Source organism: Flavobacteriales bacterium (assembly GCA_020635795.1).
Classification (GTDB): domain Bacteria; phylum Bacteroidota; class Bacteroidia; order Flavobacteriales_E; family Vicingaceae; genus Vicingus.
The window spans coordinates 1,460,542-1,486,160 of sequence record JACJZD010000001.1; the positions used below are offsets into that span (position 1 = coordinate 1,460,542).

Consider the following 25,619-nt stretch of genomic DNA (forward strand, 5'->3'; position numbering starts at 1 on the left):
ACAATGTTAGATTTAAAAGTCATAAAAAAGAAGGTTGATACAGGTGAAATATTCTTTATCTCAGACTTTACGGAACTCGATAACTATGAGGCTGTACGTAAGTCTTTACAACGGCTGACCAAAGACGGAAAAATTGAACGAATTGCTAAAGGGATATATTTTTTACCTAAAAAACATGAGCGATTAGGTGTAATCTACCCACATGCAGAACAAATTGCAAAAGCTATTGCAAAACGTGATAAAGCCAGAATAATCGCTACAGGGTCGACAGCTCTAAATTTATTGGGTTTATCAACTCAAATACCTATGAAGGTAGTTTTCTTAACAGATGGCTCAGCTAGAAATATAAAAGTGGGAAAACAAACTATTCAGTTTAAAAAGACAAATACAAAAAATCTCAGCATTGAACATCGATTGACCAATCTTATCATTCAAGCATTTAAAGCTATTGGGGAAAAAAATGTTACAGAAGAACAAATTGATAAAATACAGACAGTAATTGACCATAGTAATGAACGAGAGTTAATCCATCAAAATTTGAAAAACGCACCAGTTTGGATGCAAAAAATACTAGTGAGCAAATGAATAACTGGCTAACCTTATCGAAAGAAGAACAAATAGAGCTGTTTACTCAAATTGGAGTAAAAACTAACCTTCTTCCACAAGCTGTTGAAAAAGATGCCTGGGTTAGTCTAATTCTGCGAATGATATTTACTTCAGAATTAGCAAGTCATTTAATATTTAAAGGAGGAACTTCATTAAGTAAGGCTTTTAACTTAATTCAACGATTTTCAGAAGATATTGATTTAGGTATTGACAGAAAGTATTTAGGGTTTGAAGGAAAATTATCAAACGGAGAAATTCGCAAATTGAGAAGAGCTTGTCACGCATTCGTTTCTAACGATTTAGCTGAATTACTTCGAAAACAATTAGTAGAATACGGGGTTGATGAAAGCCTCTTTGAACTGATGGTAGAAAACACACAAGTATCTGACCAAGACCCTGAAACTATTAAAGTCAATTATCAATCTGTGTTTGGTGAAATATCCTATCTCCCAAAAAGAGTTTTGATAGAAGTTAGTGCTAGATCTTTAATCGAACCTAATCAAGAGGTTGGTATTAAATCACTTATTGATAAACACTACCCTGAAACCGATTTTGTAGAAGGAGAATTTGTGGTTAATGCGACCAATCCTCAAAAAACATTTTTGGAGAAGCTAATTCTGTTGCATGAAGAATTTGAAAAGCCCGCTGAAAAAATCAAGTATTTAAGAATGTCTAGGCATTTCTACGATATTGGGCAAATACTAGACTCTGAATTTGGGCGAAAAGCAATAAAGAATAAGGAGCTTTTCGAAAGTATAATTAACCATAGAAAAGTATTCACTCCAATAAAAACTACTAATTATGAAACGCTGACTTTACAAAGTCTTCGCATCATTCCTCCTGATGAGCATTTGGGTAACTATAAATCAGATTACAAAGAAATGCAAAGCAGCATGATACATGGTGAATCACTTGATTTTGATACACTACTTAAAAAAATAATAAACGAATTGAAATAATAGCAAACAATGAAGCTAACAGAAATATTAAGAGACTCAAATTACAAGTTAACACAGTTCTCACAAGAGCAAATTGAAAAATTAGAACGTGAAGTTTTTCTAAAAGACATTAGAGGAACTCAAACGCCTTATTTCAATTGTTTGGTGCGTAGAAAAGAAATTAAACTGACACCAGAAGAAACGGTTAGACAATTATATTTAATGGTTTTAAATGAAGAATATGGTTATCCATTTGAGCGAATGGAAATTGAATATTCGGTGAGTTTTGGTCGTGAAAAGAAAAGAGCCGACATTGTAATTTTTGATAAGCAAGATACCCGTGCTGTTTACATAATGGTAGAATTAAAAAAGCCAAAACTAAAAGACGGAAAAGAACAACTTAAATCTTACTGTAATGCAACTGGAGCTCCAATTGGAATTTGGAGTAATGGAGATTCAATTTCATTTTATAATCGAAAAGACCCAAATTATTTTGAGGACATACCAGATATTCCAAAAGCAACTGAAAAACTTTCTGACGTATTAACTGAACGTTGGACAATTGAAGACCTTATTGCTAAAGACAAATTAGTTACCGAAAAAAAATCGTTGAAAGATTTGATTTTGGAAATGGAAGATGAAGTTTTGGCAAATGCAGGGGTTGACGTATTTGAGGAACTTTTCAAACTGATTTTCACAAAATTATTTGACGAAATGGAAAGTGGACGAAATAAAACTCGTCACTTGGCATTTAGAAATTATGGAGATACGGAGAACGAATTAAAAGAGAAAATCCAAGCTCTTTTTGAAAAAGCAAAAGGTAAATGGGAAGGCGTTTTTTCTGATGATTCAAAAATTATGCTAACTCCTTCTCATCTTTCTGTTTGTGTTTCTTCATTGCAAGATGTTAAACTTTTCAACTCTAATTTAGATGTTGTAGATGAAGCGTTTGAATATTTAATAAACAAAAGTAGCAAAGGAGAAAAAGGGCAATATTTTACACCTAGATATGTAATTGATATGTGTGTAAAAATGATGAATCCACAAGTAGAAGAAAAAGTAATTGATACAGCTGCTGGAAGTTGTGGTTTTCCTGTTCATTCCATTTTTCACGTTTGGGAACAAATTCTTAAAGAAAAAGGAATACCTAAAAGTCACTTATTTACAACAGAAGAAAAACCAACCGAATGTATTGATTATGTGCAAAACAATGTTTTTGCCATAGATTTTGATGAAAAAGCGGTTCGTGTTGCAAGAACTTTGAATTTAATTGCAGGTGATGGGCAAACCAATGTTTTACATTTAAACACGTTGGATTGGGAACGTTGGGATGAAAAAACAGAAGATGAAGACTGGCAAGACACCTATTTTGAAGGTTGGAAAAAATTGAAGAAATTACGTGAAGACAAAAACAGCAATAGAGATTTTGACTTTGATGTGTTAATGGCTAATCCACCATTTGCGGGAGACATTAAAGAGAGTAGAATTTTATCTAAATATGAATTAGGAAAAAAACCAAACGGAAAATACCAAACCAAAGTAGGGCGTGATATTTTGTTTATCGAGCGTAATTTAGATTTTCTAAAACCAGGTGGACGAATGGCAGTTGTATTGCCACAAGGTAGATTCAACAACAGTAGCGATAAAAATATACGTGATTTTATTGCTGAAAAATGTAGAATTTTAGGTGTTGTTGGATTACACGGCAATGTGTTTAAACCCCATACTGGCACAAAAACTTCTGTACTTTTTGTACAGAAATATAATAAATTTGAACATTTAATCTATATTTTGCATTCTTCGAGTTAGGGCATAAATTATTGACCATAAACGGAAAGTTAGGTTATATCACACCAAATAATTATTTCACTTCTTTGGCAGGTTTATCACTTCGTCAATATTTTTTACAAAATAAATGCGTTACAAGAATTGTAGATTTTAGACATAAAAAAGTCTTTGACGCTCAAACATACACAGCTATAACTTTTCTTGATAACAAGAAAAATGAATCTATCTTGTTTGATAAAATTAAAGACGAGCAAACTTGTTCAAACTTCTTAATTTCAGCTAATGGCTCTCCTAATTATTTAAAAAATCTAAACGTAAACAAATGGCGTTTATTAAAAACCCAAGAGCAAGAAAATATTAGAATCATAGAAACTATTGGAACACCTATAAAGCAATTGTTTAATATTGCAGTTGGTATAGCAACATTAAAAGATGAAGTATTTTTTATAGATTCATCAAACGAAAAAAATAGCTATTTAACAAAAACAACAGAAAACGGAACATTTCAAATTGAAAGGGAAATAACTCGTCCTGTTTATAAAATTTCACAATTTAAAACACAGAAAGACATTGAAAATAATACTTTAAGAATTATAACTCCCTACCATACAAATAATAAAAATGCAGTTCCAATTCTTGAAGATGAGTTCATCTCAAAATATCCTAAATGTTACGAATACCTACTTTCAGAAAAGGAGAAGCTAGAAAATCGTGGAAAAGGGAAAGAAGAGTTTACTCCTTTCTATTCTTGGGGTAGAACCCAAGGAATTACAAGATTTGGCAAAAAGATATTAAACCCTACATTTAGTAAGCATCCAAGATTTTTATTTGTTCCAGAAAAAGATGCCTATTACACTAATGGATATGGGATATATTTTGACAGAGATAATTCTAACACTGTTTCGCTTTTTGAAGATGCAACTCACTCAATGTCAAAAGAAGAAAATATTTTGATTGTTCAGAAAATCTTGAATTCAATTTTAATGGATTATTATGTAAGCAATACAAGCGTTTCTATTCAAGGCGGTTTCCCTTGTTATCAAAAGAATTTCATTGAAAAATTTACAATTCCTAATTTCTCACAAGAAGAAATTAATATTTTGAAAAATCTAAATGATAAATTAGAAATAGACGAATTTTTAATTGAGAAATATAAAGTCAAAATTCAACTCCCAAACCTCGTTTCGTAATTTGATAAAATATTGTCAGTGAAAGTTTCCCAAGACAATTCATCAATACTTGCAGTAGAACTTTCATCTAACAGTCCGTCATTTATTAAGTCTTGATTTGTACTATAAATTTTAGCTGGTGATTGTTCAAAATCAACAAGTAATAAACAAACCCTTTCATATTTGTAATCTTCACGAGTATAATCTAAACGTCCATTAATTGCTTGAAAGGATTTTATATATTTTTCGACAGCACCGACTTTATCAATAAATTGAACTACATTATTATCCATAACAGCGGCATCATATTCTTTCACAGGTATCATATAGACTTCTCCTAATACCATTTTAGGGCATCTAACATGTAGATTTTGTGCTTCTGCAATAGTTCTTTCGTAAAGCGTATCAAAATTTTTAGCAAGTGAACTCATTTGGCTACGAATATTTACAGAAATTGTACGTTCCGTATAATCTTTGCCATAATAATCAGTTGCTTCTCTTAAAATTCCTTCAGTCATTATTTCAGAATCGGGAATATAACCATCAGGTGAAACGCAAACATCTTGATGCTTTTGTTTAATAAATCCAGCTAACTTGAGTTCAGGTTTTGAAGCTCCAAGCGGTGGATGAATTCTATCAGGAGATATTCCTTTTCTAATAAAATCAGCTTTAACAGCTTCGTGTATAAAATTAATTGGTCGAGAAGACCTAATTATTGCTTCTTTTGCTTTAATTCCACCTTCAATAATTGAAGTTTCGATTAGTTCTTTAAATCCGTCAACAGCTTGTTGAATCGTTATCAAATTTGTCATTCCCAAAAAATTCTATTAATGATACTCCAAGTGCAATAGCGATTTTTTCAATATTTACAATTGAAATATTTCTTTGACCATTTTCAACACTCGCAATGTAGCTTCTATCTAAATCAGACGTATATGCTAAATCCTTTTGAGACATCTGCTTGACCTCTCTTAATTCTTTGATACGATTACCTATTTTAGATTTTATTTCCACGAATGCAAAGTTGGAGATTTGTCGACTATAAATCAAAGACTATAAGTAACAATCTAAATAAAATCCAACGCTAAAAACGAAATGAATAAAATAAAAACGGCATACAACAACGTGTATAGAACAAAGTACCATGCGGGCTTCAAGACACCATAAAAGGAACGTTAAACCTTTCCCTCCCACTCTTTAAAAAACTGAGCCAAAAACTGTTCTAAAAACAAGTGTCGTTGTTCGGCAATTTGTTGTGCTGTTTGGGTATTCATTTTGTCTTTTAACAACAAGAGTTTTTCGTAAAAATGGTTAATGGTTGGTGCAGTACTGTTTTTGTATTCTTCGGCAGTTTGGTGTAGTTGTGGTTTAATTTCGGGGTCGTACATCATGCGTTTTTTACTGCCACCATAAGCAAAAGTACGTGCTATACCAATGGCTCCAATGGCATCAATCCTGTCGGCATCTTGTACCACTTTAGAGGTAATGCTTTGCTTACTGTTATCATTATTACCGCCTTTAAACGAAATGTTTTTTATATCGGTAATAATTTCACTTATTTGGTCTTGCGTAAAATCAATAGCTGTTAAAAACTGTGTTATTTTTTCAAAACCAATGTTTTCATCGCCGTTGTTCATTTTATAATCGGCAATATCGTGCAACAAAGCAACCACTTCAACTTTATCCACATCAACATTTTCGGCAAGGGCAATTTGTTTTGCCACGTTAACCACCCTTGAAATATGAAACCAGTCGTGCCCAGTTGCATCAATTAAATGAAACGATTTTGCAAATTCGCGAATGGCAATAAGTTGATGGTTGGTTATCATTTACTTTCAATTTTTGGTTTTTTTCTTCTAAACAACTCACCAAAACGGTCGAATTCCTTACGGTAAAACAAACCTACGCCTTGGGTGTAGTTACTACTTCGTCGTTGCAACGAAAACTGGTTGGATTGGTTAAATCCTTTTACCCGCAATTTACCGTCCTCGGTAATTTTATACTCGATAGAGAAATCGCCCACCAAATTACTTGCATTTTGGTTGTTTGTAGCCCCTTTATTGTCGGAAACACCAAGGTTACCATCAAGCACTACTCTATCGTTAAACAATTGGGTAGATAATGCCAATTCAACCTCTTGGTTAGAAATTTCATCACCTGGTCGGTAATTTAAACCAATATCAAAATCGGTACTAATTTGCGACAACCAATTACTCAATTGATTGGACAACATTTCGGTTGATGTAGTTGAGCCAACATTCGAATAGTTTGCCGTTCCGCCTCCATTGGTTGGAATAAACTGGTTCAATACCAACAACGAAAATACTTGTTTGTTCAACTCTTGTATATTTTCTTGTTGATCGCTTACATACAATACACTTCTTACTTTGTTTTTGGTCGTTTCATCGGCTGTTGGTAATTCTATATCAAAAGCAATATCAGGCGACATCATGGTATTGGTAATGTTTAGTTTTAGGTTTATTGGCGTTCTTTTTTTGTACAATTCGGCACTTGCACTATCTTCGGTATTGGCTATTAACTCGTACAACCTTGCTCTTAAACGGTAAACTGCTGTTAAATTCAATTGAGCCTCTAAAGGGTCGCCATTCCACGAAATTTTACCCCCTTCTTCCAAATCAAATTTCTTGTTAATAATGTTTTGAAGTGTAAACAAATAATCTCCATCTTTTACCACATAATCGCCATACATTTTAAAATCTCCTTGAGGACTGATGTTTATAGCAATATCACCATCACCTCTTGCTCTAATTACATCACCAACTTTATCGTCAAAAATTAAACGAACCTCTGCATCGGGTGTAGCATGTAGTACAAAGTTCATTTCAATGTTCGATAAATCAACTTCCTTCTCCTTTATTTCTTCCTTTACCTCATGGCTAACAAATTCAATAAAGTTGTTTTCCGAAATTTCTTCAGCTGTGTTTAACGGGATATTTATTACCGTTTCTTTTTCGGAGGTTACATCAAGCTCAATGTTCAGTTTGTTTTTATACATGCCTATATTCACCATACCAGTTACAAAAGCTTTCCCGTAAAACATTTCGTTTTCTTTAAGCGTGGTATTCAGTGCCAAAAAGTTTTTTGCATGGAAACCAAAATCTAAACTCACCTCTTTAAAGTAGTTGTGAAAAACCGTAGCATTACTCGATGCTCTATTCCCTCTCTCATCAAAAAATACCACATTATCATAGCTAATCATATCGGGTCTAATCTCTACTTTACACATTGGAGTAGAAAAACTGGTGTTTAGGTAATTCACTAAAAAACTGGTTTTTTGTAATGTAACATAACCTGTAAAAGCTGGTTTATCTAATGTACCTTTCAGTTCAATTTCGGCAGATGCAACGCCTCTCAGGTTAGAAATAAAATCGTCGGTATAATTACTAACCATTTGTAAATCTGTACGTTGTAGCTTTATATCTAAATCCAAGCTTTCTTCTTTCTCAAACGGATAATAATCGCCATTAAAGATGATTGTAGGTAAGTGTCCCTTATAAAATTGTCCATCAACCGATAATCGTTTATCAGCTGGGCTCCATGTTGATTTTACTTGTCCGTTGCCAATACTTGTTTCATTTAAATTCAGTTTGTCAAAATTTAAATCAGAAGTAAAAATAACTTCGTTTTCTTGTTTTTTGATAGAGGCTACTCCATTAATTGTTCCCTGAATTTTAATTATATTTTCAGGTATCAACTTTTGTACGTTGTACAAATTAAAATTGTTAAGGGCAACATCAACTTGGTCGGTAGGTTTGCCCGAAATTTTACCATCAATTAATATGCTTTGATGCCCAGCATCTATCCCCAAACTTTTAATCAGTATTTCAACACCTTCATTTTTTTGATATTCGATAAGGTTGTTTTCGTTAATAGCCCACAAGGTATCGGACACATAAAGGTATGAGTTAGAGAATTGTGTACTAAATGCTTTTGGAGATTTAAACACCGTAAGCAAATTAAAATTAGCCTCAGTTCTGGAGCTAGTATCCTTATTCAACCAATTAATTTGGGTTGAAATAGAGTCGTTTTGCACCACCGAATTGGTCTTGAAATCATCAATAAATAAACTATCACTTTGTTTTATTTGTTCAGCCAAAAGGTCAATCAATATTTTATTTTCGGTTGATTTACTTTCAAATACAGCATTTTTTATTACAATTCCATGTGCATCAATTTTTGGAAAAATTCCTTTAACAGAAAGGGTTTGTTCGCCAGAATGATAATATCCTTTTAATGAAGTATTTTTAGAAAAATCAACCCCTCCCAAAAACAATTTGGAAAGTAAGTCGGACTCAAAAATGGTTAAATCAAAACTAAAGTCGTTGTTAATTTTTACCCCCTCGTATTTATTCGATTGAAATGATGGAAAATAAGCGGTGAAATTATTTGCGCTGGCATCAAACAAGTTTTTAAAGTTGTATTCGCCTTCCAAATAACCTTGCATCATATCCGATTCAACTGATAGTTTTTTTACTTTTCCATTAGCCTCAGATTTTACTAGAATATGTTTTACACGAATATCATCCTCGATATCAGTTAATCGTAAACTAGTAACATCAATTGTTCCTACAAGGTTATCAATACTGTTTCCAACCATATCAACATCCAAGTGCATTGCAAAATTGGTGTTCAATCCTTTATCTTCAATAAAATGAAGTTTTGCCAATTTTGCCTTATTGATATACGATTGGAAATTCATTTTTGGTAATTGACCTGAAAAATCAACCAATCCATTAAAATCAAAATCGATATTTTCATCTTCAACCGACATAAATCCATTAAAGATTTTATTCTTAAACAAACCTTTTACATGCACATTATGATAATCATATCCCTTTACCACAACGTGTTGAACATTTCCTCTTAATTTTGCTTCAATATCTTTCAGTTCCAATCCTTGTCCTTCAATATTAGCATCCATTGATATGGTTCCTACTTCATTTTCAATTTCTAAAAATTTACCCAACTGAAAATTGGTTGTTTTAAGGCTCCCTTTATAAATCGTTTTATTGTTCTGCAATTTCATTGCTAAATCGGTTGACAACCTACCCGCATCGGTATAGAAGGTTCCATAAGTAACAAAATCGTGAAAAAAACCGGTGTAAGTTCCTTTAAATTTAATTTCTCCAAAGTGTTTAAAGTTGTCGGGCAATTCAATAAACTGTTTTGAAGAAAACGGATAAAGTGGGATTTGCTCTAAACTTTTTTTAGATGTAATTAACTCATCAGCCTTAACGTGCATAAAAATATTGTCGGTTTCGGGTATTCCAGTAATATTTACATCGCCTCTAAAGTGAGTACCATCGTCTAAAGTAAAAATAAATTTTCGGGCTTTTAAATTATTTATCCTTCCTCTAACTTCACCCTCAAAATCTACCGATTTATTGACACAATCAAGCGAAGTGGCAAAAAAACATAAATCTTTAAAACTAATTGTTGAAGGTTCGAAGTAAGAATTAATGTTTACATCGCTAATAAAATTTGACATACCATCATAACTCTTAGTTAAGAAATTTACATCGCCTACCAGATTAGAATATGGTGTTTTGATTTTTAACTGTTGTGCAATTATACCTTGCGGCGAAATGTTAAACTTGGTGCTCATGTTATTAATCACAAAACCGCTTTTTTCTTCAAAAGCTAAATGTTCAATGTCACAATTAATTCCTTGTGGGATAAATTCAATGTCGCTCAACGACATATTAAACTTTGACAAAACAGTATGGTCGTAATCAATGCCTAAAACCGGTTCGTAATCAAAGTCGTTGTATGCCAATTTGCTATTTTTAAACTCCACTTTATTCAACGAAAAAATCCAATCACTACTAGTTGTATCAACAGAAGCAAAATGATTTACAATAAATTGGAAATTAAGCGCAGCGTCTTCTTTGTATTTAACAATGTTGATGTATGCATTGTTCAACACAACATCATCAATAATCATTTTTTTATTGCTCAGCGAAAAGGTTTTGATATCCACATTTAACTCATCGATATAAGCCAAGGTATCTTGATGCAAATCCCTTACAAATAACTTGTTTAGAGTAACTCCAGTAAAAAAACTAACGTCAATTTTTTCAACCGAAATTTCGGTATTTAGCTTTTCCGCTAAACTTTCTAAATAATAGGAAATTAAATAGGTTTGAAATCGTGAGCTTTTAGTTGTGGCAACACCAAAAACAATGAGAAGCAATAAAATTGCGACAAGTAGCACCGTTATTATTCTTCTTTTTTTGATAGCTTTGCAGTATAGTTAACCAACAAAAATACGTTTAATGCCGCAATCGTCAACAATTATTTTAGGAATTGAATCGTCGTGTGACGACACCGCTGCGGCAGTTATTTGCAATGGCAAAATTCTTGCCAATGTAATTGCAAATCAAGATGTTCACAAGGCTTATGGTGGGGTTGTTCCAGAACTTGCATCAAGAGCACATCAACAAAATATTGTTCCTGTGGTTGAGGCTGCTATAAAAAAAGCAGGTATCACCAAAAATGAAATAAGTGCTATAGCCTACACCAACGGACCTGGTTTATTAGGCTCTTTGTTGGTTGGCAGCTCATTTGCAAAATCTTTTTCATTGGCACTTGGCATCCCTCTAATTGAGGTAAACCACATGCAAGGGCATATCTTGGCTCATTTTATTGAGGAATCCCCTCCCAGCCTCCCCAAAGGGGAGGGAAACAAAAGCACAAGCCAAACAGATGGCGTAGTGGGAAGCAGTTCCTCCCCTTTGGGGAGGTTAGGAGGGGCTCCTACTTTTCCGTTTATCTGTTTAACCGTTAGTGGTGGTCATACTCAGTTGGTTAAAGTCTCTGATTATTTTACCATGAAGGTTTTTGGTGAAACCATTGATGATGCGGCTGGGGAAGCTTTTGACAAAGTTGCAAAAATGCTTGAACTACCCTACCCTGGCGGTCCACTTGTTGATAAATATGCCAAAGAAGGAAATCCAAACCGATTTGAATTTACTCATCCAAAAGTAGAAGGATTAAACTTTAGTTTTAGTGGTTTAAAAACATCTGTACTTTATTTTCTTCAGCGAGAGATTAAAAATAATCCAAACTTTTTATCAGAAAACCTGAAAGATATTTGTGCTTCTGTACAAAAAACGATAGTAGATATTTTATTGATTAATGTGAAGAAAGCGTTGATTCAAGAGAACATTAATCAAATAGCTATTGCCGGAGGTGTTTCAGCCAATTCTGAATTACGAACTCGTTTATTAGAGTTGAAACAAGAAGGTTACCAAGTGTTTATTCCAAAGTTTGAATATTGCACCGACAATGCTGCGATGATAGCCATAACTGGTTATTACAAATATTTAAAAGGAGAATTCTCCAATCAACAAACTACGCCAAACGCACGAATGAAAATTTGAGTATTGATTAAAACTTTACTTTTTGGGTAATTACCTCAGCATTATTAAAAACCTTTAACAAGTATATCCCAGAGCTAATTTGAGTTGTTGGCAACATAACTGTTTGGTTTTTTCCAGTTAAGGTTTCTAACGATTGATGGACTAATTTTCCAGTCATGTCGTACAATTCGAAATGAATCGCATCATTATCACCACAATTTAGTTTAACCGATAATACATTACTTTCAAACGAATGATAAGTATTAACCAATTCTAATCCTTTAGAGCCTTTAAAAATTACCGTTTCAATGTTGCTATAGCTGTATTTTCCATCAAAATCAGTTTGTTTTAATCGGTAATAAGAAACGCCATTTAATGGTGATTTATCAATGGTAGAATAGTACAAGTTCACATAGCTATTTCCTGCCCCATTTTTAAAATAGATTGGTTCAAAATTGATGGCATCAACCGATCGTTCAATGGTAAAAAAATCGTTGTTTATTTCGGTAGTTGTTGCCCAATCTAAATCAACCACACTTCCATTAGCTGTTGCTTTGAAATAAAGCAATTTAATCGGTAAAATGGTTGGTGCTTTTGCTATGGCGTGAAGAGAAAAACTTTGATAACCAGTTCGCTGTGCATAACCAGCTCCTCCGCTATAAATTCTTCCCGCCAAACCTGTAGCTGGTATAACCGTTGGTGCAGCTAAAAATGTACTCCAATCGGCATACGTTACTGACGAAGCATCACGTTTTACAGGGCAAAACATATTATCATCAGCAGCAGACAAACCAGCCACATTTTGCACATACAAATTCACTCCATACGTTCCACTTGTCGGCTGAGCATCTGGCGTTAAAGTCCAAACTGCAGAATTTAACACATTGGTTAATTGTGTCCCCCATTGCACTGCCGATGCACCTAAATTAGCATCAACATCAGCTGCTGGTGTACCTTGTGGTACATTTGCTACTTTAGCATCGATATATGTTGTTGTGGCTAACGAATTATTAATTAAATCGAAACGTTTGTAATTAGTCGTTGCCATTCCATCTCCGATAGGGAAAACATAAGTTGAAGTATTGTTGGCAATATGATGACGTAAATTTCCATTGATAAACTTGGTGTTCGAATATCCAATAATTGTGGGAACCGTTGTATTGGTAATGATTAACTTGTTTGTTCCTGTGCTTAACATCCCAGTTGTAAATGTTAAATTATTTGACACTGTAACATCTTGTGATAACGAAACACCAGAGGGATTACTATTGTTCAATCTTAAATTGTAAAACTGGGTTGAACCACTTCCAGAAAACGACTGTGCATTGGCTGAACGTAATTCAGTTAAACCATTTGTTCCAGTTATAATTCCATTGTTGGTAATGTTTCCTTTTATCGAAAAATAACTTAACGCATTATTTAATGTTAACACCCCTGAGCCACTAGTATTGGTGATAAGTAAATCATTACAAATAGCTCCATTGGGGTATGTTGCGGGAGAAGCTCCAATAATTGGGTCGTTAGCCACGTTATCAATGGTAACATTGTCTAAAGAATCAGGCACCTCATAATTTTGCCAATTGTGGCAATCAAACCAATTATTATCTAACAAACCTGTCCAATAACCACTACTAAACCCTCCAGGAATGATTGAAAAAGTATAACCACTAGAATATACAGGTACTTGTCCATTATAAGTCGGGCAATCTGTTGAGGCTGACCAATTTGAAATGTTGTTTAACCGATTAATCCAATCTTTTTTTGATGCTGGAGTTGTTAAGCCTGTGTATTTCACATTTACAGTACCTGTTGATGGCATAATACTAAAACAAGTCAAAGGTACTGGCAGCCCTCCTCTTTGCGTAGAGTTGTTATTACAAGTCCATGCGGTATAAGTATTGATAGCGAACATATAAGTTCCTCCAGTATAGGTAGCATTACTAGCTCCTGCAGGATCATTCCATAATCCTCCTTGCATTAAATACACCTGCTCGTCGTTACTATTTAGATTAAAACTATTTCCAACTGGGTAAGTTACTGTCCAATTGTTATCAGGATTAATTCCAGTAAAAATCGTACTGTTTAATATCCTAAAAGTAAATATGGTACCCGCAGCTAATGTGGATGTTGTTCTTGTAATAGTAATAACACCTTCACCGTCTCCCCAAGTATTGCTTCCACATCCTACTCGTTCAAAACCATTATCAGTAATATGAAAAGATGTACCTGGAGTTATATCAACAAAACTAACTAAACTGATTTCATCTTCACCACTTGGATCCCCTCCACAAGCTCCCTGATTTACACATATCCCTACAATTGCCATGTCTCCACCAGAAAAAAGCGTAACGGTATTAATATCAAACGTAGAGCTTGTTGCTCCTGTTAAACCACCACTGGTTGCATTTAACGTGAATCCTGTTCCTGTTGCCGAATGAATAATAGAACTGAATGTAGCCACTCCTGCAACTGCTGCCGCAGTTTGTGGCGAACTCGTCATAGTTCCAGTAGAAGTAACCGAAATGGTTCCTGTAAAATTTATATCAACATTATTACATGCATCTGTTGCTGCAACCGTAACACTAGGTGCCATAATTTGACCTTGTGCAGTGGTTGTTGGTTGTTGAACAAACAACAGTTTAGTTGCAACTACGCTAATTACATTTAGCCCGTTTATGGTTGCTATTGGTGAAAAAGAAGATTTACCAGAGCCAGCAGCACTAAACGTAACATTGCCATTAGATATTTGAAATCCAAAATCTTCTCCATCAAAATTAGTAGCACCAATACCACAATTTAGCGTTAATCGAACACTAATTGTTTTGGTAGAATTATCAGCTACATTAATGTTTAAGCCTGAAAAAGCAACTCTATTTGGACTTGTTGTTACAACACCTGAACCTACATTGGTAGTACCATCAAATAAATCAATTGCTCGAATTGCTGTCGACCAGTCGTTAACTGCATTACCAGCTGCTTGAGAAAATATAATACTATTTACAATGGTTGCTAAATTATCAGCATCAGGAGAGCTTGCTCCTCCATCACGAATAGTAAATTGCCAAACTTGTGTTCCTTGTCCAGAAGTTAATGGCCCTGCCGTATTGATTGTAGAAGAGATTGTAGCTGATTCTCCGTTGGCTGTTATAATATCTGACGTTGAGGACGCAATAACATCGCCACTACAAGTTACATTTTGTGTAGTAGCTCCACCACCAGCATTAGTAATAATTTCACCATTGTAAGCTCCAACTACTCTACCTGCTCTTAAACGAACATAAATTGGTGTAGAAGCTAACGTTGCAGAGGTATAAGGCACCAACACACTACCCGAAAAAGCAGTATTATCAAGTGAAACCTCATAATTGGTCGGTGCTGTAACAGTAATATTACTTGGGAAACCCGTCAATAATGAACCACTTAAATTATAACTTTGAGAAGTTGAAGGTCCAGCTCCTTGAAAATACAAAAAACCGGATAAAGTTGCTGGCGAGACAACTAATGCTGGTCCAGCTGGAACAGTACCTTCAAGTAAAATATTTCTCATCCTAACCCCTTTATAAGCTGCAGCTAACTTAGACCATCTCAACTTAAAAGTTGTAGATAAAACCGTACCTATATTCCAAGTTCCTGCCGAAATATATGACGACGAAGTAGGTGTCGCAGATGTAAATGTAGTTGCATTCCAAGTCGCACCATTATCATCAGAATACTCTACTAAACAAGGATAATTCGTTCCTGCATTATAAGTTGCTACTTGAAAAGTAAGTGTTAAGTTCGTATAACCAGAAACATCAAATGTTTCAGAAATAATTTTATCTCCAGTCCCCTCAATTAACCAATAACCTCCCTGCTGAATAGGTTGAGCCACATCTCCATTGGTATAAGTCCAGCCAGCAGTAGCTGCAGCACATGTATTACTATGAATGGTAACTTGACCCCTTCCTGCTATTTGCAAAAACAAGAAACCCAATAACAACAATGTTCTTCTTAATGGATTTAAATTTTTGATAAATAGCTTCATCGTAAAATATTTATAATTACGAAGCTGGCTTATTAATACTGTATTAAACAGTATTCTTCAAGGATGATCAACTTCAAAAAATGATATTATAAAAAAAATATAATTTTTCTAAACGCTCAATACTAAATTTTATAATTTTCTAGTGGTTTCGGAATCTTACAACTTAAAATTGCAAGTCTTATAGGGTGTTCACTAGCACACAATTAATTTAACAATCCAAAACTACCCACACACAACCTATAATATGATTATGTGAATATTAATAAATCGTTAAAATAGTAGATGTAAAAATAACAAAAAGGTTGCTTTACCAAGAAAAAAGAAATTCCTAGTTTTCAACAAATTACACACAATATAGAAAAGCTAAAACTATTTGGCTGGCAATACTTTTGCTGCTACTTCACCAAAACCTATCCTTACTCCATCTTTTTCGGCAAAACCTCGCATAATTACGGTATCGTAATCCGCAATAAATTTACGCTCTGATCCGTCAAGCATTTTTACTGGTTTTGTTCCTTTCCATGTAGTTTCAAGCATTGAGCCATATTGTCCTTCGTTTGGTCCACTAATGGTTCCTGACCCCATGCAATCGCCAACTCTAATATTACAACCATTAATGGTGTGATGTGCCAATTGTTGGTTCATGTTCCAGTACATGTATTTGTAGTTTGATTTACCCACAGAAACTTCTTCGCTGTTTTCTGGTTTAATCAGCACTTCTAAATTAATGTCAATGTGTTTGTTGCCTTTGTATTCTAAATATGGAAATACTTTTGGATCTTGAACTGGACCGGCAACTCTAAATGGTTCTAACGCATCTAACGTAACAATCCAACACGATAAATGTGACGCAAAGTTTTTACCTAAAAATGGACCTAATGGAACATATTCCCAGGCTTGAATATCACGAGCACTCCAATCGTTAAACAACGCCATTCCAAAAATATAATCGTCGGCTTCGTCTGTGGTAATTGAATCGCCAAGTGGTTTGCCTTGATAAGTGAAAAATGCTGTTTCCAATTCATAATCCAACAAATTACAATTTCCAAAAACCGGAGCTTCTTCTGGGTTTGGTCTTTTTTGACCTTTTGGACGATGTATTGCAACACCCGAAGCCAAAATGGAACTTGAACGACCGTGATACCCCACAGGAATGTATTTCCAGTTTGGCATTAACGCATTTTTTGGATCTCTAAACAAACAACCTACATTAAAAGCATGTTGCTCGCTCGAATAAAAATCAGTATAATCGCCAACCTTTATTGGCAACAACATTTCTACGTCAGCAATATTCAACAAAGCAGCTTTAACGTTCGAGTTGTTTTGAGCTTCTGTATTGGTATCAACAAAAAGTTGAGATAATTGATTTCTTAAATCGCGAGTAGCTTGTTTACCCAACAACATAAAATCGTTTAAAAATGATGAATTAAATAAAGCAGCATCAAACTTTACTAAATTGTGTAACGCCAATTGGTGAATATCAATTACTGTATCGCCAATACGGGAAACGACAACTGTTCCGTTTTTTGTTTTCGCTACACCAAATGGAATGTTTTGTATTGGAAAATCGCTGTTTTGTGGCACTGAAATCCAGCTTTTTAATTTAGGGTTATTTGCTTCTATCATTTTTTATTTTTTATCTTCTTTGTGGGTTTAACCCGCAATCTTAATTAAATTCAATACACTAGATTACGGGTCAAGCCCGTAATGACGTAGTTACTTAAACAACGGATATTTCTCCATCATCTCGTTTACTTCATCTCTTACTTCTTCAATAATGGCTTGGTTGTCCTTGTTGGTGATAACTTTGTCCATCAATTCTACGATGCGAACTATTTCTTTTTCTTTCACTCCTCTTGTAGTAATGGCTGCAGTTCCTACTCTTATTCCTGATGTAACAAATGGCGATTTATCATCGAAAGGCACCATGTTTTTGTTTACTGTAATATCTGCTTTAACCAACAAATTTTCGGCTTCTTTACCCGTAATGTTTTTTGAACGTAAATCAATTAACATACAATGGTTATCAGTACCACCTGAAATCACTCCGTAACCTCTTTTCGTCAATTCATCTGCCATTACTTTGGCATTTTTCATTAGCTGTATACAGTACTCCATGTATTCGTCTGACAATGCTTCTTTAAAAGCAACCGCTTTAGCTGCAATAACATGTTCTAATGGTCCTCCTTGTGTTCCAGGAAAAACTGCTCCATCTAAAATGGCAGACATCATTTTAATTTCTCCTTTTGGCGTTTTTAATCCCCATGGGTTTTCAAAATCTTTCCCCATCATAATCATACCGCCTCTTGGTCCACGTAATGTTTTGTGAGTAGTTGTTGTAACAATGTGGCAGTGTGGCATAGGGTCGTTTAACAAACCTCTAGCTATTAAACCTGCAGGGTGAGAAATATCTGCCATTAACAACGCTCCTACTTTATCGGCCACTTCACGCATACGCTTATAATCCCAATCTCTACTGTAAGCTGATGCTCCAGCAATGATTAACTTAGGTTGTTCAGCTATGGCTGTTTTTTCAATACTATCGTAATCAACTCTACCTGTTTCTTTACTTACGCCATAAAAACTGGTTTTATACAATTTACCCGAAAAATTTACTGGCGAACCGTGTGTTAAATGACCTCCGTGTGATAAATCAAATCCTAAAATTTTATCACCAACTTGCAAAACACCCAACATAACTGCTGCATTGGCTTGTGCTCCTGAATGTGGTTGAACATTTACCCATGCTGCATTAAACAATTGTTTAGCTCTATCAATAGCAATTTGCTCAATAACATCAACCACTTCGCAACCACCATAATAACGCTTAAAAGGTAAGCCTTCGGCGTATTTATTGGTTAACACACTACCCATTGCTTTTAATACGTTATCGCTAACATAATTTTCAGATGCAATCAATTCTACACCCTCTTTTTGTCTGTGGTGTTCTTCTTGGATTAAATCAAAAATTTCTTGGTCTTTGCTCATTTTTAAGGATATAAAATTTAAGCCCCAAAATTAGTTATAAAACACCCATTAAAAAAAATGTAAGTCTCAAAATTGAATAAAAAATTATAGAACGCTGATAACGCCGATTGTTATGATCAATCATGATATGCATGTATTGTATTCAATATTACAACAACCATCTAAAATAAGTAATGAACGCTGATTATGCTGATTGTTATGATTAAGGATGATTATGATTTTTTAAGTTGGTAACAAATCATAATTTATCTTACAAAATCAGCGTATGTTTAAAAAAACATCTGCGTTCTATACAAAAAAGGAAATAAAAAAAGCAAATCTATAAGCCGGGTTCTGTTTTCCAATAAATTGGAACTTCTATCATTTATCTGGGAGCAGGTTTGCACCTACCCTCTTTCAATCTACCCTCCAAGATTGGGCGAGCAGCCCTATAGCCTTGGTTTATTTGATTTTTCAGCTCCAAAGGTTTGCCATGCATATTACATTACTGCAATAACGGTGAGCTCTTACCTCGCCTTTTCACCCTTACCAATCCGAAAACTGGCGGTATATTCTCTGTGGCACTTTCTGTTACCTGTACATTACATACAAATACCCTAGGTTTCCCTAGGTAGGATGCTCTACGCTGTCCGGACTTTCCTCCCTTTTGATAAACAAAAAGGCGATAGAACGATTTGCTTTTTCTAGGGCAAAGTTAGGTTATTTTATGACTACTATATATTTCCATTTGTAAAAGGATTATATTTGAAAGTGTATATAAACAAATCGGTAGCAAGCTTAAAAGACATACACTGAAAAAAATGAGCGAAAAAATTAACCAAGAACAAAGAGCATTTTCTGCATGGACAATTCTAACCAGAAGTGCGAATAATAGTAAACCTATAACTTACGGAGAACTTGCAAGACAGTTAAACCTTCATCATAGAGCAATAAGATTTATTTTAGGAGTTATTCAAGATTATTGTATGAAAAATGAATTACCACCTTTGACAATAATTGTATTAAACAAAAATACAGGACTTCCAGGAGACGGTTTTATTGCATACGATATTGAAAATTCCCAAGATGGAATGAATAAAGTTTATGCTTACGAATGGACAAAACTATCAAACCCATTTGAGTATGCACAAATTGGAACAACAGAAAATCAACTCATAGACGAACTTGTAAATTCGCCACAAAATTCGGCAGACGTTTTTTCGAAAGTTAAAGTAAGAGGAATATCACAAAGAATTTTTAGACAAGCATTATTAAAAGTTTACGACTGTTCTTGTGCTATATGTGGATTTTCATTTGAGGAAGCATTGGAGGCTTCACACATAATTCCATATTCACAAGGAAATGCCGACCAAAGACTAGATGTTAGAAACGGTATTTTACTTTGCTCGACACATCATAAACTTTTTGACAATGGTTTCATAACAATAAATCAAGATTATACAATTAACTATTTTGACAACGAAGAAACAATTGGAGAATATAGCAAATATGACAAATTAATGACGAGTAATTTACACTTACAGAAAATTAATCTACCCAAAGACGTAAAACATTTACCCAACAAAGAGTATTTAGAACAACATCAAAATAGCGAATAAACTAGAAGTGACAATATCTATTTTATAACCACCTCCGTTGCACCAGAACCATACTCCTTATAATCGGCATCTTTAACTACAATATTATCGAATTGTAAAAGGTAGGTTCGTATCTCAGATTTTAACACGCCTTGCCCTACTCCGTGTATAAACACCAGTTTACGGTAACGCTGGTTTAGGGCAGCTTCCATACATTTTTTTACGTGTTGCATTTGAGTATGTAGGCGTTGCCAATCGTCTAATCGCATGGGATATTCGACTAATTCTTCTAAATGTAAATCAATTTCAAGTACTTTTTCGTACTGAAACTTATTGGTAGCCGTGTATTTAGCTAAAACAGTGTTAAAGGTTTTTTTTGAATTTGAGCTGGTTATTTTACTCTTGAGTTCAGCATTATCAACCCTGTAAGCTACAGAATTATCGTTATTGATTACCAAAACTTGGTTGGGTTTTACTTTATGGTCGAAACCATCGGAAGCCTCAATAAGCAATACATCGTTTTTTAGAATGGCTTTTACTACGCCTTCTAAATTTTCGTTAACGAATTTTACTTTATTTCCTACCTCAAAACTCATGGTTTTCAAAGGTACTGTTTTTTCGAACCTGATTAGTTTTTATTACTGAACTCTTCAATAATACCACCCGTTAACCTTACAATATCAGTATTTGTGCTAATGGCATTGTAAACTGCTTCTAATTGTGTAACAACCGTGTTCAAATACGAATTTTGAATGTCTCTAAACTCAAACGAAGTGATGCTCCCCGATTGAAATTTATCTTTTGCAATTTGCAAGTTTAATTCTGCTGTAGATAAACTTTCGTTGGTTAAGTTTAAAATAGCCGTTCTTGCTTTGTATAACTCCACAATAGAAATCAACTCGTTGGTCAAGGTCAATTCCATTTCGCTCGAAGTCAAATCAGCTATTTCTTCTTGTATTCGCAAATTGTTAAATGCACGGTGCGTTTTGTGTCCGTTAAACAAATTAAACGTTAAGGTAAAATTGGCGTAATAGGCAAACGATTCGTTACCGCTGGTATTAATTTTTTGTCCTCCCAAACCTGTTCCCTCAAATCCACTTATGGTTTTATTTGTCCCAGCATTAAACGACAATACAGGAAACATATTTGCTCGCATCAATCCTTTATCTTTTTTCAAAATATTTTGATTGATGTATTGGTTTTTTAAGGTTTGATTATTTGATAACATTCTGTTTTTCAATCCATCTTGACTAATCATTTGTTGCGTATGTTCAAGTTTATCCGACAACACAAATTTCTTCTCCACATCAATAGCCATTAACATGTTTAGGTTTCTTAATGCATTGTTGAATGCCAACTCTTGCATCAAGTAATTGGTGCTATCGGTTAACAATGCATTTTTTACTTGTAGTAAATCAAAGGTAGAAGCTGTCCCCAATTCTTTTTTGGTGGTTACATACTTTAACCTGTCGGTAGAAACTTGTACCAACTTACCAATTGCGTTTAGTTTTTCTTGTTGCAACAACGCATTGTAATACCCCAAAATAATGGATTGAATGGTGTTTTCAACCACCACAGCTGCATTGCCTTCGCTTTGTTCTTGCAAGTATTGCAACTTGTCTTTTCCAATTTTAACCTTAAACCCGTTAAACAACACCCAGTTTAAATCGGCACCATAGGTTAAACTAGTAGATTTTGAAGTACCTTGAATAAATGATGCAGGATTGTTGTTGTCGTTCCAATTAAAACCTTGTGTTGCATTAGTATTGATAGAAGGTAACGCTCCAGCTTCCAACCAATTGTTGTTACGCTCAGCTATTTCAACATTTTTGCCTGCAATTTGAATTTGGTAATTGCTTTTCAATCCCATTTCAATGGCATCTTTTAACGACAAATTGTCTTGAGCAAGTAAAAGGTTACTCAGCAATATGGTGATGAATGTGATAACTAATCTCATAAAAATTTCTTTATTCTAAATCTTGTTTTCTTCTAATATCAATAATGGTTGGTTCCACCTCTTCAGGGGTAGGTTTATCACCTGTCCACAACCATTTAAATGCTCTTCGAGTATCGTTAAACAATAAAATTAACAACGGGAAGAACAATAAAATAAACATGGTTCCGAACAACACTCCATAAGCAACAGATATTGCCATAGGCACTAAAAATTGTGCTTGAAAAGATGGCTCTAAAATTAAAGGATACAAACCAGCAATGGTAGTAATTGATGTAAGTAAAATGGCTCTAAACCTTGATGTGCCAGCATCTAATACCGCATCATTTACACTCATTCCTTCTTTTAAGTTTCTGTTGTATTTATCTAAAAATACAATGGCATCGTTTACCAAAACTCCAATTAAAGCAATTACCCCCCAAACACTCAATAAGGAGAATGGTTGATGTTCCATTCCATGACCTAAAATAGCGTAAAAAGGCGCACTTAAAATTAATGGAAAGAACAATATACCCTGCCAAACAGAATTAAAGTTTAATGATAAAATCAACAACATCAACATAACTAAAACACCACCAATTATTGCCATTGATGAGCCTGATTTTTGAGCTTCTTCAGCTTGACCTCTAAATTCAGCCTTTACATCTGGGTAGTTGGCATACAGTTTAGGAATAATGTCTTCTTTAATTTTATTGTTGATGTCAGAAGTAGAAGCATAAGCATCTACTTGTGCGGCTTCAACTCTAATTTCACGAACGCCATCAAAATGTTTAATACTTACTTCTCCTCGTTCAATTTCGTATTCTACCAATTCTTTAAGAGGAATTAACTGACCAGTCATGGTTTTAATACGAACATTGTCCAACTGCCCCATCGAAACCCTGTCTTCTTCAGGATAACGCACCCATACCTTAACCTCTTCAGTACCTACAATTAACCGTTGAACTTCCTCTCCAAAAAAGCCCTGACGGATTTGTTTAGTAATATCCAAGTGAGTTAAACCCAATAAACGTGCTTTCTCAGTTAATTTCAACAAAATTTCTCTATTACCTTGACCTCCATTATCGGTTACATCCTTTAATTCTGGCATTCTGGTCAATTCTTGTTTTAAGTAATCTTTTGCCTCTTTTATCGAACGATAATTATCACCGTTTAATGCAATTTCAACAGGTTTACCCCATCGGTTACCGCCTCCAATCATAAACTTTTCTAATGAAGGGTCTTTCGTAATTTTATCTTCTACACGTTTAGCAATTTCAAAACTCGAAATTTCGGCACCTTCTACATCTAAATTTACTCGAACCATACCAGCATGAGAACCGCTTTCTCCCAACTCCTCCGTACCACCAACCACAGCAGAAACGTAAGTAATCAAAGTATCGCCATACTCCTCTTCCAGTTCATATTTCACTTCCATTACCTTTTCATAGCAATACCACATAAATTCCGTGGTTTTTTCTTTTGGTTCTCCCGATTTATAAGCAAACTCTACTTTAAAATCATCAAAAGGTATTGCTGGGAAGAAGGTTGATTGGATAATTCCAGCTCCCATCAAACCACCAATAATAATCATAAACAATAATGGGAAAAACACCAGTATACGTCTTAATCGTTTTTTATAGATTATTGATTTTAAGGTAGCTCCATATACTCTATCCCTAATGTATGCTATTCCTTTTTCAACTTTTAACTTTAGCTTCCCAAACCAGTTTAGTTTTTTATCTTGTTGTTGTAATCGTTTCGATTTTAAGTGAGATGGCAACACCAAAAAGGCTTCAATCATAGAGAATAAAAGAGAGGCGATTACTACAAATGCCATTTCTTTCATTTGTTCCATTCCCTCAATAAACATCAATACACTAAAAGCAACAACTGTAGTTAACACAGATGTGAAAACCGAAGAAATAACCTCCATTGTTCCATCAATGGTTGCATCAAGTGGTGATTTTCCTCTTTCGTAATGTGCGTAAATGTTTTCAGCAATCACAATACCATCATCCACCACAATACCTACAACTAAAATCATCCCAAACAACGATATCATATTAATGGTTATCCCATAAAAGAAACCAAAAATAAACATCCCTAAAAACGATATTGGAATACCTGCTGCCACCCATATTGATAGCCTTAAATTTAGAAACAAGCCTAACACAATCAACACCAACAACAAGCCCATTAATCCGTTGTTTAACAACATGTCAATTCGTTGTTTTAACATATCGTAAAACTGGAACATAATGGTAAGCTCCATGTCTTCGTTTTTGGCATTAAATTCTTCAACATATCGTTTTACTTCTTTCGAGATTTTACCTAAATCTTCATCTTCTAATTTCATTATGGTTAAGGTAATGTTACGCTTACCATTAACAAAACTCTTGATTGGCGAATCAGCAAATTGATACTTCACTTTTGCAATATCTCCAATTCGGATAACCTCTCCTTTTGGCAAGGTTCTAACCACCAAATCTTCAATACCCAATTCGGTATTTTGTTTTGCTTTTGCACGAATTAAAAACTCTTCACCATCTGTTTTAACGGAACCAGCAGATACATCTCTATTGTTAAATCGTATGGCATTGGCAACATCATCGAATTTTAAATTGTAACGCAACAACTGTTCTTCTTCTACTTCTATCGAAAATTCTGTTGCTGGATAACCATCTTTTAACACTTGGCTTATAGCGTCAGTATTCAATAAGTCATCTTCAATCTTCTCTGCAGTTTCTTTAAGTTTAATGATATCAACGTTACCCGACAAGGAAATGAAAGAAGCTCTACTGTTCATAAAACCACGTTGTTTTACAACTGTAGGTTTTTCAGCTCCATCAGGAAAACTATTAATTCCATCTACAGCATTTTCAACATCACGCAACACTTCATCTAAATCAACATCTTTGTATGCAACTATATTTACTGTTGCAAAATTTTCTGATGATGAAGAAAAGATTTCTTCTATACCAGCAATTCCTTGCAGTGCTTGCTCAATTTTAATGGTAACACCTTCTTCCATTTCGATAGGCGAAGCACCATTATAGAAAACACTAATACCAATTCGATTAGGATCTTGTTCAGGAAAAAAAGAACTGTCCATGTTTGCTATAGAAATAGCACCAAATACTACCGTAATGATAATGATAGCATTAGCCCAAATGGGGTTTTGTATAAAGTACGAAATCAGATTTCTCATGAA

15 protein-coding genes, 1 other RNA gene and 1 pseudogene are annotated in these 25,619 nt (G+C 34.4%); 6 read left to right on the plus strand and 11 right to left on the minus strand.

Features of this window, described 5'->3' with window-relative positions:
- Positions 1 to 3: 3 nt before the first annotated feature.
- The 4 genes and pseudogenes from H6589_06460 to H6589_06475 all read left to right on the plus strand — a co-directional run bounded on the left by H6589_06460 (position 4) and on the right by H6589_06475 (position 4,522).
- Positions 4 to 585: a hypothetical protein gene (locus H6589_06460; protein ID MCB9174233.1), complete on the plus strand. Its 582-nt coding sequence runs from the start codon at positions 4 to 6 to the stop codon at positions 583 to 585.
- Positions 582 to 1,565: a nucleotidyl transferase AbiEii/AbiGii toxin family protein gene (locus H6589_06465; protein ID MCB9174234.1), complete on the plus strand. Its 984-nt coding sequence runs from the start codon at positions 582 to 584 to the stop codon at positions 1,563 to 1,565. Before H6589_06460 ends, H6589_06465 begins: the two co-directional genes overlap by 4 nt.
- 9 nt (positions 1,566 to 1,574) lie before the next feature.
- The gene (locus H6589_06470; GenBank protein MCB9174235.1) at positions 1,575 to 3,353 is read left to right on the plus strand and encodes an N-6 DNA methylase; all 1,779 of its coding nucleotides are present in this window, start codon (positions 1,575 to 1,577) and stop codon (positions 3,351 to 3,353) included.
- Positions 3,320 to 4,522 (plus strand): annotated as a pseudogene (locus H6589_06475) (DNA methyltransferase). Before H6589_06470 ends, H6589_06475 begins: the two are co-directional and overlap by 34 nt.
- Here the strand turns inward: H6589_06475 and H6589_06480 are convergent.
- The 4 genes from H6589_06480 to H6589_06495 form a co-directional block, all read right to left on the minus strand.
- A complete protein-coding gene (locus tag H6589_06480) occupies positions 4,498 to 5,304 on the minus strand; it encodes a restriction endonuclease (GenBank protein ID MCB9174236.1) in 807 nt (268 codons plus the stop codon). The pseudogene H6589_06475 and the gene H6589_06480 sit on opposite strands and share 25 nt — an antisense overlap.
- On the minus strand, positions 5,279 to 5,515 hold the full coding sequence (locus H6589_06485) for a helix-turn-helix transcriptional regulator (protein ID MCB9174237.1): 237 nt from the start codon (positions 5,513 to 5,515) through the stop codon (positions 5,279 to 5,281). The genes H6589_06480 and H6589_06485 overlap by 26 nt, the downstream gene beginning before the upstream one ends.
- A 161-nt stretch (positions 5,516 to 5,676) precedes the next feature.
- Entirely contained in the window at positions 5,677 to 6,330 is a 654-nt protein-coding gene (locus H6589_06490; GenBank protein ID MCB9174238.1) for an HD domain-containing protein, read from the minus strand.
- Entirely contained in the window at positions 6,327 to 10,715 is a 4,389-nt protein-coding gene (locus H6589_06495) for a translocation/assembly module TamB (GenBank protein ID MCB9174239.1), read from the minus strand. The genes H6589_06490 and H6589_06495 overlap by 4 nt, the downstream gene beginning before the upstream one ends.
- Before the next feature lie 82 nt (positions 10,716 to 10,797).
- On the opposite strand from H6589_06495, the gene tsaD reads away from it, so the two are divergent.
- Positions 10,798 to 11,904, plus strand: coding sequence for a tRNA (adenosine(37)-N6)-threonylcarbamoyltransferase complex transferase subunit TsaD (tsaD, locus tag H6589_06500; GenBank protein ID MCB9174240.1), 1,107 nt, complete (start codon positions 10,798 to 10,800; stop codon positions 11,902 to 11,904).
- Between the two features lie 7 nt (positions 11,905 to 11,911).
- On the opposite strand, the gene H6589_06505 is transcribed toward tsaD, so the two are convergent.
- The 4 genes from H6589_06505 to rnpB form a co-directional block, all read right to left on the minus strand.
- Entirely contained in the window at positions 11,912 to 15,907 is a 3,996-nt protein-coding gene (locus H6589_06505) for a T9SS type A sorting domain-containing protein (protein ID MCB9174241.1), read from the minus strand.
- A gap of 369 nt (positions 15,908 to 16,276) precedes the next feature.
- Positions 16,277 to 17,533, minus strand: coding sequence for a fumarylacetoacetase (gene fahA / locus H6589_06510; protein ID MCB9174242.1), 1,257 nt, complete (start codon positions 17,531 to 17,533; stop codon positions 16,277 to 16,279).
- A 90-nt stretch (positions 17,534 to 17,623) separates the two neighbouring features.
- Positions 17,624 to 18,895: a serine hydroxymethyltransferase gene (locus H6589_06515; GenBank protein ID MCB9174243.1), complete on the minus strand. Its 1,272-nt coding sequence runs from the start codon at positions 18,893 to 18,895 to the stop codon at positions 17,624 to 17,626.
- A gap of 306 nt (positions 18,896 to 19,201) precedes the next feature.
- Positions 19,202 to 19,576: RNase P RNA component class A (rnpB, locus tag H6589_06520), an RNA gene on the minus strand.
- Positions 19,577 to 19,695: 119 nt separating this feature from the next.
- Here rnpB and H6589_06525 point away from each other — a divergent pair.
- A complete protein-coding gene (locus tag H6589_06525) occupies positions 19,696 to 20,493 on the plus strand; it encodes an HNH endonuclease (GenBank protein ID MCB9174244.1) in 798 nt (265 codons plus the stop codon).
- Between the two features lie 17 nt (positions 20,494 to 20,510).
- Here the strand turns inward: H6589_06525 and H6589_06530 are convergent, their stop codons facing one another.
- From H6589_06530 to H6589_06540, 3 genes are read right to left on the minus strand one after another with little or no spacing between them, the layout of a single operon-like run.
- Positions 20,511 to 21,068, minus strand: coding sequence for a Smr/MutS family protein (locus H6589_06530; GenBank protein MCB9174245.1), 558 nt, complete (start codon positions 21,066 to 21,068; stop codon positions 20,511 to 20,513).
- A gap of 32 nt (positions 21,069 to 21,100) precedes the next feature.
- On the minus strand, positions 21,101 to 22,429 hold the full coding sequence (locus H6589_06535) for a TolC family protein (GenBank protein MCB9174246.1): 1,329 nt from the start codon (positions 22,427 to 22,429) through the stop codon (positions 21,101 to 21,103).
- A 10-nt stretch (positions 22,430 to 22,439) separates the two neighbouring features.
- The gene (locus H6589_06540; protein ID MCB9174247.1) at positions 22,440 to 25,616 is read right to left on the minus strand and encodes an efflux RND transporter permease subunit; all 3,177 of its coding nucleotides are present in this window, start codon (positions 25,614 to 25,616) and stop codon (positions 22,440 to 22,442) included.
- Positions 25,617 to 25,619: the final 3 nt, after the last annotated feature.